The sequence below is a fragment of the Dietzia psychralcaliphila genome, from assembly GCF_003096095.1.
Lineage (GTDB): Bacteria > Actinomycetota > Actinomycetes > Mycobacteriales > Mycobacteriaceae > Dietzia > Dietzia psychralcaliphila.
On record NZ_CP015453.1, the window covers coordinates 2,864,076 to 2,877,926 of the forward strand.

Genomic DNA, 13,851 nt, shown 5'->3' on the forward strand with positions numbered 1-13,851 from the left:
GTGATCAGGCCTCATCCATCCGACGACGTAGGTCCTCGCGCTTGACCCGTCGGCCGGCGTCGACGGCGGAGATGTCGGAGTTGATCTCCGCCCGCAGGCGCGTGAACAGGATCATCGACAGCGGGAGCGCGATCAGCACCGACAGGATCGCGGCGACGAGCACCGGGACGTCCACCCCGGCGAGGCGACCGATCCCGATGATGACCAGGGTCAGCGCCACCACCATGAGCAGCCTCAACACGGTGTAGAACATCATGTTGCGGGCCAGGCGTGCGCCGGGTGTGGAACCGACCGGCGCCTTCGCCGGGATTGCTGTCTCGTCTCGCTCGCTCATGAACACCAGGATACGTATCGTGGTGGGAAGGAGGTTCGAGTGATCTGGCTGTTCGCACTCATCGGAGTGGTGACCGTGGCAATCCTGCTGTGGCGGGCCTTCGGGCCCGGTTCACGGCCGGCACCGCCGCGCGTGATCGCCCCGGACGACGACCCTGATTTCCTACGGGATCTCGACGGGCGTAAACCCCTGGACCCCTAGCGGGCCAGGAGATCGACGATCGAGTCGACCGCGTCGCTGATCTGCGCCCCGGTCCGGTCGAAGACGTCGGACTCGCGGCCGATCGGGTCCTCGACGTCCCACGCCGGGTCGTCGGTGTCCACGCCCAGTCGGGCCCGGGCCAGGCCCAAGACGGTCAGCGATCCGTCGGCGTCCGCCAGGTGGGCCGCCTCCAGCAGTGTGTACGTCTTCTTCCACAGCAGTGGGGCCATCTCCTGCACCGCGTCGCGATGGGCGCGGGTAGCCGTGAGGACCAGGTCATGGCCCCGGAGTAGCCGAGGGGAGAGGAGCCGGGAGGCGAAGCCCTCTGCGCTTCCGCCGTAGGCCTCGAGTACCCGGCGGGTCTCGCGGTGGATCTCCATACCGTTGACCGCCCGCGTCCCCGCGGAGTCCACCACCACGTCGAGTCCCGCGTCGGCGGCTCGCGCGGCGAGCAGTCGCTCGGCCAGCGGCGACCGACACATGTTGCCGGTACAGACCGCCATCACCGAGATCGCCATGGCGCAGATCCTAGTAGCAGGCCACCGCGCCGACGGATCGGCAGGGCACCACGCGGAACCGTCGCCCGCGCGTCACTCGCCGCGCGAGAGTGGGGTGCGCTTGTCCAGGAACGCGGTCATGCCCTCCTGGGCGTCGCACGTGACCGCGTTGGTGGCCATGGTCTCCGCCATCTCCCGGTACGCCTCGTCCTGCGGGAGATCGATCTGCCGGTAGAAGGCCTGCTTCCCGATCTCCAGGGTCAGCGGGCTGGCGTCGGCGATCCGTGTGGCCAGCTCGTCGACGCGGGCACGAAGCTCCTCGGCCGGTACGGCCTCGTTGACCAGGCCCCACTCGACCGCGGTGGCGGCGTCGATCGTCTCGCCGGTCAGAAGCATCTGCAGCGCGCGCTTGCGCCCGATGGTGCGGGAGACGGCGACCATCGGGGTGGAGCAGAACAACCCGATCTTGACGCCCGGGGTACCGAAGCGCGCCGAATCGACGGTCACCGCGAGGTCGCAGGTCGCCACGAGCTGACAGCCGGCGGCGATGGCGTGGCCCTGCACCTCCGCGATCACGGGCTGGCGGATGGCCTGGATCGACTCCATGAGCTCGACGCAGGTGTCGAAGACCTCGCGCTCCTGATCCAGCGTGCGGTCGATCATCTCGCCGATCTCGTGCCCGGCGGACAGGGCCGGGCCGGACCCCGTCACCACCACCACGCCGCACGACGGGTCGTCGCCGAGCTCACGGATCGCGGTCGTGGCCTCGCGCATCATCTGCATCGAGAGCGGGTTGCGGCGCTCGGGCCGGTCGAGGGTCACGCGCGCGATCGGGCCGCTGCGCTCGACGAGGACGTAGGGGGTGCTCACTGGGGCCTCCGGGGGGGACGGGAGTGCGTGTCCCCCGGTTCTACCCCGCCGGACGGGTCCGCGGCGCCGGAGTGGAGGCCGACGCCCCCGATGGAGGTCGGGATCAACGCGTGGAGGTCGGGATCAACGCGCCCGGGGTGACCGAGGCGTCGACTATCGAGCCGGGGCCTAGCGGGCCGGGGATTGCCGACCCGGGGACTAGCGAGCCGGGGCCGGGTGCTCGCCGCCACACCATTTCTCGGCGGGCACGGCAGCCTTGACGTCGTCGATGTGCTGACCACAGCCGTCCCAGGTGATCTTGCCGCAGACGGGGCAGGTGACGGGGTAACACATGGCGTCCTCCTTTGAGGGGGTTGTCGGCTCGACGGTGCGCCGTCCGATACCCCCTAGGGTATGTCAGTCGGCGCTCGGGCGCCACTCGTCGTCCACACGGGTGGTGGCCTCGCGTAGCCGTTCCACGTGAGCCTCGCAGTCCTCCCACCGTGGTAGCCGTCCGGCGGCCGCGACGTCGAGCAGGCTCGGGGCGTCACGGTCCTTCTCACTCATCACGTGCGTGATCGGGGTGCCGTCGAGGGCCACGGAGGGCCAGTCGATCGCGACGTGGGAGTCGAATGCGTCCACCGCGTGCTCGGCCCCCGGCCGCCACCCCTCCGAACACAGGTACATCACCGTGGATTGCGGCTCCAGCGAGAGGAATCCGTGAGCCACGCCCTCCGGGACGTAGATCGCCCGCTGGTCACTCGAGTCGAGGATCACCCCGGACCACTCGCCGAAGGTCGGCGACCCCACCCGCACGTCCACCACCACGTCGAACACCGATCCGGACGGGCACAGCACGTACTTGGCCTGGCCGGGCGGGACATCGGCGTAGTGCAGGCCGCGCAGGACACCCTCCCCCGAGACCGACACGTTGACCTGCGCGAGGTCGAAGCGGTGCCCGGTCAGGCGGCGGAATGCCTGGTCGGTGAACGCTTCGTGGAAGACCCCGCGGTCGTCGGAGATCTGGCGGGGGGTGATCTCCCACGCCCCCGTCACGCTCAGCTCGCGTAGCTGCACCGGCGGTCCCGCCTTCCTGGTCACCTGACTTCCGATCCCGCCCACCCTAGCGGGACACGTCGGGGCCGCCCGCGCGCGTCAACCCTTCATGGCGCCGACGATCTGCCCGGCCGACCACTCGCCGATCAGCAGGCAGTCCATGGCGGAGTCGTGCAGACCCGCGTCCTCGCGCCACCCGGTCACGACGAACTGGAAGACATAGGTCGCATCGTCGTCGCTCCATCCCACGATCAGGCTCGAGGTGGCCATCTCTCCGGGCTCGGCCGTGTAGGTGCCCCGGACGAAGCGGTAGACGCTGCGGACGGCGCCCGCGTCCTCGTCACCCTCACCCGCGACCTCCTCCACCAACGTCCAGTCGGAGAGAACCTCGGCGGTGGCGACGATCATGGCCACCGCGTCGTCGGTCGACATCGCCGGCGCGACACGAGCGCAGGTGGCCACGGCGTTGGGCGAGAAGCCGTCGCGGTGCGCGCCCGGGTCCACGTAGATCACGGCCGACGGCTCGGGCGACTCGATCCGCTGCCACGGCGGACTGTCCACCCAGGTCAGAGGTTGCGCGGCCACCGCCATCGGCGGGCTCGCCTCGAGCGAGCGGCCGGTCGAGGCGCAGTACTCCTGGATCGAGGTCATCTCAGCCCTGCAGCCCGGCGCCGACGATGTGGGCCCCGCCGTCCACGACGATCGTCTGCCCGGTGATCCAGTGGGCGTCGTCGGAGAGCAGGAACGACACGGGACCGGCGATGTCGTCGGGCACCCCCAGGCGGCCCGCCGGCAACGCGGCGGACATCTGCTCCTCCCGGCCCGTGTACAGCGCCTCGGCGAAACGGGTCTTGACCACGCCCGGCGCCACGGCGTTGACGCGCACCGAGGGGCCGACCTCCACGGCGAGTTCCTGCGTCAGTCGCATGACCAGCGCCTTGGTGGCGCCGTACCACCCGATCCCCGGCGAGGGCGCCAGGCCGGCGATCGAGGCCACGTTGACCACGGCCCCGCCCCGCTCGCCGAGACCCGAGTGGTAGACCTTCTGCGTCCAGGCCAGGGTGCCGAGGGCGTTGACCTCGGTGATCTTGCGTGCGGCGGCCAGGTCCACGTCTATCGTCCGGCCGAACACCGGGTTGATGCCGGTGTTGTTGACCAGCAGGTCCACGGGCCCGAAGGCCTCCTCGGCCCGCGCCACCACCTCGCGTTGGTGATCCTCGTCGTCGGCCTTGCCCGCCACCGCGAGCACCCGGTCCGGCGCGCCCAGTTCGGCGACCGCCTCGTCGAGGCCCTCCTGCCCGCGGGCGGTGATCACCACGGACGCCCCCTCGGACAGCAGACGTCGCGCGATCCCCAGGCCGATGCCGCGGCTGGCGCCGGTGACGAGTGCGGTCCTGCCGGCGAAGCGGTCGGGGACGACGGGGCCGGTGCGGGGGGCGGGAAGGGGGGAAGGGCTCACGTGGCGTCTCCTGGTGCGAGTCGGGGCTCTCTAGGTGTGCACTCCCAGCCTAGAGGCCGTGTCCCCGTCCTACGTTCACGGGATTTTCTCAGCCCGCCCCCAGGGAATCCCGGCCGACCGGCGGGACGGGAGTTACAGTCGTTGACAGGAACCATCCGGCCGTCACGCACGGCGCAACTACCCCAGGGCGTGCCCATGTCACCACTTGCTCCACGCGGTGCCGCGGATACCCCCGTGTGCTCGATCCTCGACATCCCCGGCCCCCGCTGGTTCCACCCGGGTGACCCCATCTGGCGGGTCCACGGCGATGCGGCCACCCCGATCGGCGTCACCACCGGACTGCTCATGCTGGCCGCCAACCCGGCCTACGCGGCCACGCTCGCCGCCGCGGACGCGGTCGAGAGTCCCTGGGCGGCCGACGACTACCTGCACGATCTCATCGAGATCGCCACGTTCGGCACTGTCGACGATGCGATGGTGACGATCGAGAACTCGCACCGCGACCGCGCCTCCTTCTCCGGCACCACCGAGCACGGCCAGTACTTCTACGGTTCGGACCCGGCACTCGTGGAGTGGGCACACGCCGCCACCACGTGGGCCCTGCTCGCCGCCTACCAGCGGTTCGCCGCGCGGCCGCTCACCCCGACCGAGTCCGATCAGTATGTCCGCCAGGCTGCCGGGATCGCGCACCTGCAGGGCTGCCGGGTCTCCCCCATGACGGTCCGTGAACTCGAGCAGTTGCTCCGTTCCTCCCGCGACCGCTCTCGTGCCACCTCGGCGGGTCGGCGGGCCGCGACTCGTCTGCGCGAGACGGCGCGCGCGTGCAAAGGCGTCGTGGACACCTCCGTCACGGCCCACCGCTCGTGCGTGACGGTAGTCCACGCCGCCGCCAGCCTGGTCCCCTCCGACGTGCGCCGCGCCCTCGACCTTCCGCACCGACCGATGGACCGCGCCGCCGTCTTCGGCCGGATCACCAGGGCGCACGAGGGCCTGGGGGCCCCGATGTTGACCACGCGCGCGCCCATCGCCGTGCCGTCCGCCATGCGATCCCGACCCGCCTGACACGCCGCGCCGTCCCCGGTGGTCAATGACCGGTGGCCAGGATCGGTGTCGGTTACCAGTGGCCGTTGACCCGGCCCTTGGCGAACCCCGCGATCTCCCAGACCAGGTGCACCGGGAGCATCGGCCAGTCGATGCGCTCGATCGGCGCCATCCGCACGTCCACTCCGGTCCCCGCCCGCATCCACCGACCGGCCCGCAGGGTGTGGGGACGATTGGTGACGACGAGGACGCGCTCCCAGCCCCGGGCCCTGGCGATCGCGGCGACCGCCTGAGCCTCCCCCCACGTGGTCCGCGGCTCGGGAGCGAAGCACGCGACCTCGGCGCCGTCGGGTCGATCCGCGCCGGTACAGAGCCGGCGGGCGACGCGTTCGGAGTTGCCGCCCGGATTGCTCACGAGCAGCGTGTCGGAGTACCCCGCCTCCACCAGCTCGCGGGCATAGGCGTGCCGGCCGTCGTCGGCCCCGGCGAGCATGACCACCGCGTCGGCGGTCACCGGTTCGTCCGCGCGGGGCTGCAGCAGGAACACGCCCCAGGCGGTGAGGGCGAGGGCGGCGGCGATGCCGATCGCACCTGCTGCGAGAGCCGCGCGGCGGAGGCGTGGACCGAATCGTGGACGGGTCATGCGCGCAGGGTTGCCGGTCGCCTCACCGGTCACCTCCGCCGCGCGCGACCCGTGCGTGTTCGGCGATCGCGCGTGCGAGGTCGGCCCGCCAGTCCGGTAGCGGTGAGAGTCCCGCCGCCTGCCACGAGGCATCGGACAGCACGGAGAACGCCGGCCTCGGTGCCGGGCGTGGGAACTCGTCCGAACTGCAGGGACGGACCCGCTCCGGATCGGCGCCGTACCAGCTGAACACCTCGCGGGCGAGCTCCCACCACGTCGCGCGCCCGCCTCCGGCCGCGTGCAGGGTGAGCCCTCGGGTGTCGACCCGACCGGCCTTCTCGGCGGCCAGCATCTCCAGCAGACCGCCGGCGAGGGCCTGCGTGTAGGTGGGCGAGCCCCACTGGTCGTCGACCACGTTGAGCGTGTCTCGCTGGCGCTCCAGACGGACCATGGTGGCCACGAAATCGCTGCCGGACAGGCCGAGGAACTCGCGATGCGGGCCGGTGTAGAGCCACGCGGTGCGGATGATGGTCGCCCCCGGGTGCGAAGCCAGCACAGCCCGCTCCCCCGCCAGCTTGGTCCGCCCGTACGCCGTCGTGGGGGCGGTCGGGTCCTTGGGCTCGAGCGCCGGAGCGGTGGCCGGGTCACCTCCTCCGGGGATCTCGCCGGAGAAGACGTAGTCGGTACTGATGTGGACCATCCGGATTCCGCGGTCCCGGCACGCCGCGGCGAGCGCCTCGGCGCCGACGGCGTTGATCGCCCGGGCCCCCGCCTCGTCGGCTTCGGCGCCGTCGACATCGGTGTACGCGGCCGCGTTGAGCACCACCTCGGGCGAGAAGCGGTCCAGGGCGGCGGATATCGACGCGGGATCGGTGATGTCCAGCCCGTCACGGCCCGGGGCGTCGGCCACCCCGGAGAGCGCGTGGCCGAGCTGCCCGCGGCCTCCTGTGACGAGGATCCGCGGCAGCCCGGTGGGGCGAAAGGCGTCCCCGGAACCCTCTGCGGCCGCTCCTGCCGATGCACTCCCGCCTGCGCCGGTGCTCACGCTGGAGTGCCCCGAGGGGAGCGGCTGTGCAGGCTGGTCGTCGGGACGGCCGTCGCTCACCACTGCCGACCCTTCTCGCGGCGGAGCACGTCGAGGAGGTAGGCCCCGTACCCCGATTTCCGGAGGTCGTGGGCGCGGGCGGTGAGCTCGTCGTCGTCGAGATACCCCATCCGCCACGCCACCTCCTCCGGGCAGCCGATCTTCAGACCCTGCCGGTCCTCGATGGTCCGGACGTAGTTGCCCGCGTCGAGCAGCGAGTCGTGGGTGCCGGTGTCCAGCCAGGCGGTGCCGCGCGGGAGCACCTCCACCTGCAGGCGCCCCTCGCGGAGGTAGTGGCGGTTGACGTCGGTGATCTCGTACTCGCCGCGCGGCGACTTCTCGAGCTTCCGCGCCACGTCCACCACGTCGGCGCCATAGAAGTAGAGGCCCGGGACGGCGAAGTCGGAGGCCGGGTTCTCGGGCTTCTCCTCGAGGCTGACCGCGCGGCCGTCGGCGTCGAAGTCGATCACCCCGTAGTCGCTCGGGTTGGCGACTCGGTAGGCGAACACGGCGCCACCGTCGGGGTCGGCGAACCGCCGCAGGTGTGTGCCCATCCCGGGACCGTAGAAGATGTTGTCGCCCAGGATCAGCGCCACCGGCTCGTCGCCGATATGGTCCGCACCCAGCACGAACGCCTGCGCCAGCCCCTCGGGCGCGGCCTGCTCGACGTAGCTCAGGGTGATCCCGAACTGACTGCCGTCGCCCAGGAGCCGACGGAACTGCGGCGCGTCCTCGGGGGTGGTGATGAGCAGGATGTCGTGGATGCCCGCCAGCATGAGCGTGGACAGCGGGTAGTAGATCATCGGCTTGTCGTACACCGGCATGAGCTGCTTGCTCGTGGCCAATGTGAGTGGGCGCAGACGGGTGCCACTACCGCCGGCCAGGACGATGCCCTTCACAGCACCTTCTCCGTCCGTGCGTACCTGGCCTCGACGCGCTCCTTGACCGGTTCCCACCAGTCGCGGTTGTCGCGGTACCACTCGATGGTCGCGCTCAGCCCCTCGCGCAGATCTGTGTGCTGCGGCTGCCACCCCAGCTCTGTGCGGGTGGCGGAGGCGTCGATGGCGTAGCGCAGGTCGTGTCCTGGCCGGTCGGTGACGTGGTCGAACCCCGGGTCCCCGCCCGTGCCGGTGGCGCCCATGAGGTCGCAGAGCATCTGCATCACCTCGAGGTTCGAGTGCTCGCCGTCCGCGCCGATCAGGTAGGTGCGCCCCGGCTGACCGCGGTCGAGAATGGCCAGGACCGCGGCGTTGTGGTCGTCCACGTGGATCCAGTCGCGGACGTTGGCGCCACTTCCGTAGAGGCGGGGGCGCTGGCCGGTCAGCAGGTTGGTGATCTGACGGGGGATGAACTTCTCGACGTGCTGGTACGGGCCGTAGTTGTTGGAGCAGTTGCTGATGGTGGCGCGGACACCGAAGCTGCGGACCCACGCGCGCACCAGCATGTCCGCGCCTGCCTTGGTGGCCGAGTAGGGGCTCGACGGGTTGTAGGCGGTGGCCGGGGTGAATTTGGCCGGATCGTCCAGTTGCAGGTCGCCGTAGACCTCGTCCGTCGAGACGTGGTGCAGGCGCACATCGTGGCTACGGCAGGCCTCGAGCACGGCGTAGGTGCCCACGATGTTGGAGTGCACGAAGGGCCACGGCGTGGCCAGCGAGTTGTCGTTGTGGCTCTCGGCAGCGAAGTGGACCACGGCGTCCTGCGGACCGGTGAGCTGCGCGACCAGCCCGTCGGTCACCTCGGGGTCGGCGCAGTCGGCCTCCACCAGCTCGACCCGATCCGACGGGAGTCCGGCCAGACTCGACCGGTTGGCGGCGTACGTCATGGCGTCCAACACGGTGACGTGGGCGTGCGGGTGATCACGGACCACGGTGTGGACGAAGTTGGCGCCGATGAACCCGGCTCCCCCGGTGACGACGAGGCGCATGCGCCCAACCCTACCGCCGCGGGGGTGCTGCCTCGGTCGTCTCCCCGGCCTCGGCATCCACGTCAGCGGCATCCACGTCACCGGCATCCGCGTCCCTGGCGTCCATGTCACCAGCGGAGTCATCGACGACTGGGTGGGCCGGCTCCCGGCGGAGCTCCCGGTAGTCGGCGAGCATCTTGGCCCGCCGGCGCGCGAAGAAGTCGCTGGCCGTCGTGTCGCGCGGGGTCACCTGCACGACCTCCTCGGCCGGAATCCCCGCCCGCAGTTGTCGGACGCGCAGCACCTCGGTGTCCAGCCGCGCACCGTAGAGCACGGCCATGTTGACCAACCACAACCACAACAGGAACACGATGATCCCTGCGAGCGACCCGTACGAACGGTTGAAGTTCCCGAAGTTGGAGACGAAGAATCCGAACCCGGCGGTGGCGACGGCGATGATGAGCAGGGCCGCGGCCGCGCCCAGGGACACCCAGTGGAACTTCCGACCGGCCACGTTGGGAGCGAACCGGTAGAGGATCGCCAACGCGAGAACAGCGGAGACGAGGGCCCCGGGCCACTTGGCCACACTCCACACGGCTAGCGCGGTCTCGCCCAGCCCGATCCACCCGCCCACGGTCTCGGCGATGGGGCCGGTGAACACCAGCGCCAGTCCGCCGATGGCCACCAGGATGATGAGCAGCGCCGTGAGCAACAGACCGACGGGCAGCAGCCGCCACGGTGGCCGACCCTCCTCGACGCCGAGCACCGTGTTCATCGCACGACCCAGGGCCCAGACGTAGCGCGACGCCGTCCACAGCGCTACAACCACCCCCACCACGAGCGCGGTACCGGCGGCCTGGGTGGTGACGACGGCCTCGACCGGGCCGCGGACGGGGTCCAGCACCTCCGGCGGGGCGATGTCGGAGAGCATCTCCATGAGGGCGTCCACGGTCCTGGCCCCCTGCCCGAACACGCCGAGCAGCGAGACCACCACCAAGAGCGCGGGAAACAAGGAGAGCACCCCGTAGAACGCGAGCGAACCCGCTTGGTCGGGGCCACGGTCGCGGAAGAACTCGCCCACCGAGCGTTCGAGGACCAGACGGACGGTGCGGAGTCGTCGTCGTGCGGTCGACGCGGTCCCGCCGGAAGTGGTCATGCCCTGATTGTGGCTGCTCGGGCGTGAGTCGTGTGGCGCGCCGCGCCCGTCGGGCCGCCTCGGTGGGCACGCAATGCCGAGCCCGACCCCGAATCTATGACAATCATTTCTTGACAAGCCGACGTGACGCAACTAACTTAACGAACGTTCGAAACGTGATCTGGATTACACCAGCGCGCGGATCGAGCGGTCTGCCGCACACCCCCTCAGGCCATCCATCAGGACCCCGGACGCACCTTCACGCGACCGGTCCGGAACCAGAAGGATCCCCGATGTCCCGCAGCAACCGAAACCGCGTGGCCCGACGCGCGGCGCTCGCCCTGACGATGATCGGAGCGCTCGCCGCCACGGGCTGCTCCGGTGGCCACCGCATCACCGGCGACAGCGTCGAGACCATGGAGCCGATCACACTCCGGTACGGCGACTACACGACCGTCTCCTCCGCCGGCCCCTTCCGCGCCTTCGCCGAGCAGGTCGAGGAGGAGACCGGCGGCAAGATCACCTTCGACGAGTACTGGGGCGGCAGCCTGGTCAAGGGTGCCGACATGGCGCAGGGGGTCCGCGGCGGGATCGTGGACATGGGGATGTTCACCCCCAGCTATTACCCGTCCGAGTTCCCCATGACCGACTGGACCAGCCAGATGGCCAGTGTCGTGGAGCCGGAGTACCCGCTCGGCATGATGCAGGCCTTCGCCGGTGGCAGCGAGTTCGCCCTTACCGACCCGCTGATCGAGGAGCAGTTCTCGGACCAGGACATCAAGCTCCTGTTCACCTGGACCCCCTCGACCAACTACCACCTCGTGTGCAAGGACCCGGTCAACAGCCTCGAGGAAGCCCGGGGCAAACGGGTGCGAAGTGGCGGCGCATTCAACTACGGCGAGATCGAGGCCCTGGGGATGGTCCCGGTGACCCTGCCGACCGGCGAGATCTACGAGGGCCTGCAACGCGGGGTGATCGACTGTTCCCTGGCCAACGGCAAGATCATGATCGCCCTCGGTCTGTGGGAGGTCGCCAAACACTACGTCGACATCCCCTTCTCGAGCTACACGCAGTACGTGATCATGAACAAGGACGTCTGGGACGAGCTCCCCGAGGACGCCCGGCAGATCATCGACGACGCCCGACAGACGTGGTTCGACGGCTACCTCCGCGAGGAGGGGATCGTCCTGCACCAGCGGCTGCTCGCCGAGGGCGCGGACAAGAGCGTGAGCTTCCACGACGTCGACCCCGAGCTCAAGGCCACCCTCGAGACGTACCAGGAGGAGGCACTGCGCACCCTTCCGGAGCGCGCCCCCGACGACCTCGAGGATCCCGAGGGCACCGTCGAGCGCTACCGCCAGATCATGGCCGACTGGAAGACGCGGCTCGAGGACATGGGGTACGACGACCCGGCCCTCGCCGAGATCCCGGAGGACCCGGAGTCGGTCCAGATCGATCTGGCCCCCTTCGAGCAGTCCGTCCGGTCCGAGATCTTCGACCGCACCGCGCCCTGACCCCCTCGAGCAGTTGGAGAACCTGATGGACACCACCACCACCGACGCGGAGCGGCGCGTTCCGGGGCAGCGGGCCCTCGCCCGGGTGCTGTACGGATGCGCCGTGATCGCGGGGATCGTCACCCTAGTCATGGCCCTGCACATCGCCGCGGACGTCAGCTCCCGGAACCTGACCGGAACCCCCCTCTCCGGCACGCTGGAGATCACCCAGAACTGGTCGATGGTCCTCATCGTGATGCTCGCGATGGGGTACGCGGAGCAGATCGGCGAGCACATCAACGCCACCATCCTCACCCAGTACCTCGACCCCGTCTCCCGCTGGTGGTCCGACCTGATCGTCTCGGGTCTGATGTTCCTGTTCGTCTCGGCGCTGACCTACTACTCGATCACCGCGGCGGTCTTCGCCGTCGAGGTCCAACAGGTCGCACTCGGGGCGATCACCATCCCGATCTGGCCGGTGAAGATCGTCCTGGCCATCGGATTCGCCCTGTTCGCCCTCCAGCTCCTGATGTCGATCATCAGCCTGCTGATCAACGACCGTCCGAGGAAGTCCGATGTCTGACACCACCCTCGTCACCGACCACACCGGCGTGGCCCGCACCGACGATCTCGCAGCCCCCACGCCGAACCGCAACTTCATCCGGGCCTACTGGGGCAACTTCGGCTTCTCACTGATCATCGCCGCGGTCATCCTGTTCACTCCGGACCTCCCCGACACCGCTGTCGGCGTCCTGACCATCCTCCTGTCGATCGTCGCGATGGTCTCCGGTATCCACGTGGGTATCGCGATCATGGGTGCCGGCGCGGTGGGCCTGTGGAAGCTCGCGGGCACCAGCGCCGTGGCCGTGACGTTCGAGGACGTCCCCTTCACCTCCGCCGCCAGCTGGAGCCTGTCCGTCATCCCCCTGTTCATCCTCATGGGCGTGGCGATGGGTCGGTTCAATCTGACGGGCAAGCTGTTCACCTCCGCCCAGGCCTGGCTCGGCCGGTTGCCCGGCGGACTGGCGGTCTCGACCAACTTCGCGGGCGCCGGACTGGCCGCCTCGAGCGGCAGCTCCATCGCCATCTCCTACGCACTGGGGCGCACGACCATCCCCGAGATGCTGCGCGCCGGGTACAAGCCGTCGCTGGCCACGGGCGTCGTCGCGATGTCCGGAACCCTCGGGATGCTCATCCCGCCCAGCGTGGTCCTGGTGATCTACGCCGGTGTGGCCGAGACGCCGGTCGGGCCCCAGCTGCTCGCCGCGCTCATCCCGGGACTGCTCACGGCCCTGGCGTACGGCGTCCTCATCGTCGTCAGGTGCAGCATCGACCCGACCCTCGGGCCCCGGTCGACCACCCACTACACCTGGGGCCAGCGGCTCCGTTCCCTCGTGGACGTCACCCCGGTGACCCTCATCCTCATCCTCATCATCGGCGGCATGTACACCGGCATCTTCACGCCCACCGAGGCCGGCGCATTCGGTGCGATCGCCGCGATCCTGCTGGGCTGGCTGTTCGGTGACGACCGCTCCGTCGGCCACCTGGTCCGGACCGTGCTGACGTCCCTGCGCGAGACCGCAGCCGGTGTCGCCTCGATCTTCCTGCTCCTCATGGGAGTACACGTGCTCACCCGCGTGGTGGCCCTGTCCGGGGTCGCCGACTGGATCACCGAGACCATCACCTCGCTCGGGTTGAGCCGGACGCTGTTCCTCCTCGGGCTGATCTTCGTGTTCCTCATCCTGGGCATGTTCATGGACGGCCTCGCGATGATCCTGCTCACGGTGCCGATCCTCATGCCGGTGCTGGCCACCTTCGACATCAGCCTGCTGTGGTTCGGCGTCTTCATGGTGATCCTGGTCGAGCTGGCGCTGGTCACCCCGCCGATCGGCATGCTCAGCTACATAGTCCACCGGATCGCGTCGAACCCCGAGGTCAACGAAGGGATGACGGTCCGTCTGTCCGACGTGTTCAAGGGCGTGTCCTGGTTCGTCGTCACCAGCGCCGTCATCCTCGTCGCTCTGATCTTCTTCCCCGAGATCGCGCTCTGGCTGCCCGAGACCTCCGCCGCGGAGTGACCGGGTCACCGCCAGCGGATCACGGGCCACCCGCCACGGCCCGGTTCCACCAGCCACGCAGCCACCACCAGACAAACCCGAGACAAACCCCAGGAGTCA

17 protein-coding genes are annotated in these 13,851 nt (G+C 69.8%); 5 read left to right on the forward strand and 12 right to left on the reverse strand.

The window, feature by feature from the left end:
* Positions 1–4: 4 nt before the first annotated feature.
* The gene (locus A6048_RS13185; RefSeq protein ID WP_107746637.1) at positions 5–334 is read right to left on the reverse strand and encodes a DUF4229 domain-containing protein; all 330 of its coding nucleotides are present in this window, start codon (positions 332–334) and stop codon (positions 5–7) included.
* 39 nt (positions 335–373) lie between these two features.
* Here A6048_RS13185 and A6048_RS18420 point away from each other — a divergent pair, with 39 nt between their 5' ends.
* Positions 374–535: a hypothetical protein gene (locus A6048_RS18420; protein WP_017837921.1), complete on the forward strand. Its 162-nt coding sequence runs from the start codon at positions 374–376 to the stop codon at positions 533–535.
* Here the strand turns inward: A6048_RS18420 and A6048_RS13190 are convergent.
* The 6 genes from A6048_RS13190 to A6048_RS13210 all read right to left on the reverse strand — a co-directional run bounded on the left by A6048_RS13190 (position 532) and on the right by A6048_RS13210 (position 4,396).
* The gene (locus tag A6048_RS13190; protein WP_107746076.1) at positions 532–1,053 is read right to left on the reverse strand and encodes an arsenate reductase/protein-tyrosine-phosphatase family protein; all 522 of its coding nucleotides are present in this window, start codon (positions 1,051–1,053) and stop codon (positions 532–534) included. The genes A6048_RS18420 and A6048_RS13190 overlap by 4 nt on opposite strands.
* Positions 1,054–1,125: 72 nt before the next feature.
* Complete coding sequence (locus A6048_RS13195) at positions 1,126–1,902, reverse strand: enoyl-CoA hydratase (protein ID WP_107746074.1); 777 nt, start codon at positions 1,900–1,902, stop codon at positions 1,126–1,128.
* Positions 1,903–2,100: 198 nt separating this feature from the next.
* On the reverse strand, positions 2,101–2,235 hold the full coding sequence (locus tag A6048_RS18820) for a hypothetical protein (protein WP_268817309.1): 135 nt from the start codon (positions 2,233–2,235) through the stop codon (positions 2,101–2,103).
* Positions 2,236–2,298: 63 nt separating this feature from the next.
* The gene (gene rfbC, locus A6048_RS13200) at positions 2,299–2,958 is read right to left on the reverse strand and encodes a dTDP-4-dehydrorhamnose 3,5-epimerase (protein ID WP_107746072.1); all 660 of its coding nucleotides are present in this window, start codon (positions 2,956–2,958) and stop codon (positions 2,299–2,301) included.
* Positions 2,959–3,036: 78 nt separating this feature from the next.
* Positions 3,037–3,588 carry an LpqN/LpqT family lipoprotein gene (locus A6048_RS13205; protein WP_107746070.1) on the reverse strand — a complete coding sequence of 184 codons (552 nt, stop codon included), beginning with the start codon at positions 3,586–3,588 and terminating at the stop codon, positions 3,037–3,039.
* Between the two features lies 1 nt (position 3,589).
* Complete coding sequence (locus A6048_RS13210; protein WP_107746068.1) at positions 3,590–4,396, reverse strand: SDR family oxidoreductase; 807 nt, start codon at positions 4,394–4,396, stop codon at positions 3,590–3,592.
* Between the two features lie 195 nt (positions 4,397–4,591).
* Between A6048_RS13210 and A6048_RS13215 the strand changes: the two genes are divergently transcribed.
* Positions 4,592–5,458, forward strand: coding sequence for an oxygenase MpaB family protein (locus A6048_RS13215; protein WP_235027252.1), 867 nt, complete (start codon positions 4,592–4,594; stop codon positions 5,456–5,458).
* Between the two features lie 52 nt (positions 5,459–5,510).
* Here A6048_RS13215 and A6048_RS13220 read toward each other — a convergent pair whose 3' ends face one another.
* The 5 genes from A6048_RS13220 to A6048_RS13240 all read right to left on the reverse strand — a co-directional run bounded on the left by A6048_RS13220 (position 5,511) and on the right by A6048_RS13240 (position 10,202).
* Positions 5,511–6,080, reverse strand: coding sequence for a YdcF family protein (locus tag A6048_RS13220; RefSeq protein WP_107746636.1), 570 nt, complete (start codon positions 6,078–6,080; stop codon positions 5,511–5,513).
* A gap of 22 nt (positions 6,081–6,102) precedes the next feature.
* The gene (gene rfbD / locus A6048_RS13225) at positions 6,103–7,026 is read right to left on the reverse strand and encodes a dTDP-4-dehydrorhamnose reductase (RefSeq protein WP_107746635.1); all 924 of its coding nucleotides are present in this window, start codon (positions 7,024–7,026) and stop codon (positions 6,103–6,105) included.
* 134 nt (positions 7,027–7,160) lie between these two features.
* On the reverse strand, positions 7,161–8,042 hold the full coding sequence (gene rfbA, locus A6048_RS13230) for a glucose-1-phosphate thymidylyltransferase RfbA (RefSeq protein WP_107746064.1): 882 nt from the start codon (positions 8,040–8,042) through the stop codon (positions 7,161–7,163).
* Positions 8,039–9,067, reverse strand: a complete 1,029-nt coding sequence (gene rfbB, locus A6048_RS13235; protein WP_107746062.1) for a dTDP-glucose 4,6-dehydratase — start codon at positions 9,065–9,067, stop codon at positions 8,039–8,041. The genes rfbA and rfbB overlap by 4 nt, the downstream gene beginning before the upstream one ends.
* Before the next feature lie 10 nt (positions 9,068–9,077).
* Entirely contained in the window at positions 9,078–10,202 is a 1,125-nt protein-coding gene (locus A6048_RS13240) for a YihY/virulence factor BrkB family protein (RefSeq protein ID WP_107746059.1), read from the reverse strand.
* Positions 10,203–10,474: 272 nt separating this feature from the next.
* On the opposite strand from A6048_RS13240, the gene A6048_RS13245 reads away from it, so the two are divergent.
* Genes A6048_RS13245 through A6048_RS13255 form a run of 3 tightly spaced genes read left to right on the forward strand, consistent with a single transcriptional unit; the run spans position 10,475 to position 13,752 of the window.
* On the forward strand, positions 10,475–11,695 hold the full coding sequence (locus tag A6048_RS13245) for a C4-dicarboxylate TRAP transporter substrate-binding protein (RefSeq protein WP_107746057.1): 1,221 nt from the start codon (positions 10,475–10,477) through the stop codon (positions 11,693–11,695).
* A gap of 25 nt (positions 11,696–11,720) precedes the next feature.
* Positions 11,721–12,257, forward strand: a complete 537-nt coding sequence (locus tag A6048_RS13250) for a TRAP transporter small permease subunit (protein WP_107746055.1) — start codon at positions 11,721–11,723, stop codon at positions 12,255–12,257.
* On the forward strand, positions 12,250–13,752 hold the full coding sequence (locus tag A6048_RS13255; protein ID WP_107746053.1) for a TRAP transporter large permease: 1,503 nt from the start codon (positions 12,250–12,252) through the stop codon (positions 13,750–13,752). Before A6048_RS13250 ends, A6048_RS13255 begins: the two co-directional genes overlap by 8 nt.
* The last annotated feature ends 99 nt before the right edge of the window (positions 13,753–13,851 follow it).

Bases quoted from the DNA above. Each gene is read 5' to 3' on its own strand.
- A6048_RS13255 (WP_107746053.1), top strand. From the start codon at position 12,250: ATGTCTGACACCACCCTCGTCACCGACCACACCGGCGTGGCCCGCACC.
- A6048_RS13240 (WP_107746059.1), bottom strand. From the start codon at position 10,202: ATGACCACTTCCGGCGGGACCGCGTCGACCGCACGACGACGACTCCGC.
- rfbB (WP_107746062.1), bottom strand. From the start codon at position 9,067: ATGCGCCTCGTCGTCACCGGGGGAGCCGGGTTCATCGGCGCCAACTTC.
- A6048_RS13220 (WP_107746636.1), bottom strand. From the start codon at position 6,080: ATGACCCGTCCACGATTCGGTCCACGCCTCCGCCGCGCGGCTCTCGCA.
- A6048_RS13205 (WP_107746070.1), bottom strand. From the start codon at position 3,588: ATGACCTCGATCCAGGAGTACTGCGCCTCGACCGGCCGCTCGCTCGAG.
- A6048_RS18820 (WP_268817309.1), bottom strand. From the start codon at position 2,235: ATGTGTTACCCCGTCACCTGCCCCGTCTGCGGCAAGATCACCTGGGAC.
- A6048_RS13190 (WP_107746076.1), bottom strand. From the start codon at position 1,053: ATGGCGATCTCGGTGATGGCGGTCTGTACCGGCAACATGTGTCGGTCG.
- A6048_RS13245 (WP_107746057.1), top strand. From the start codon at position 10,475: ATGTCCCGCAGCAACCGAAACCGCGTGGCCCGACGCGCGGCGCTCGCC.
- A6048_RS13215 (WP_235027252.1), top strand. From the start codon at position 4,592: ATGTCACCACTTGCTCCACGCGGTGCCGCGGATACCCCCGTGTGCTCG.
- A6048_RS13250 (WP_107746055.1), top strand. From the start codon at position 11,721: ATGGACACCACCACCACCGACGCGGAGCGGCGCGTTCCGGGGCAGCGG.
- A6048_RS13185 (WP_107746637.1), bottom strand. From the start codon at position 334: ATGAGCGAGCGAGACGAGACAGCAATCCCGGCGAAGGCGCCGGTCGGT.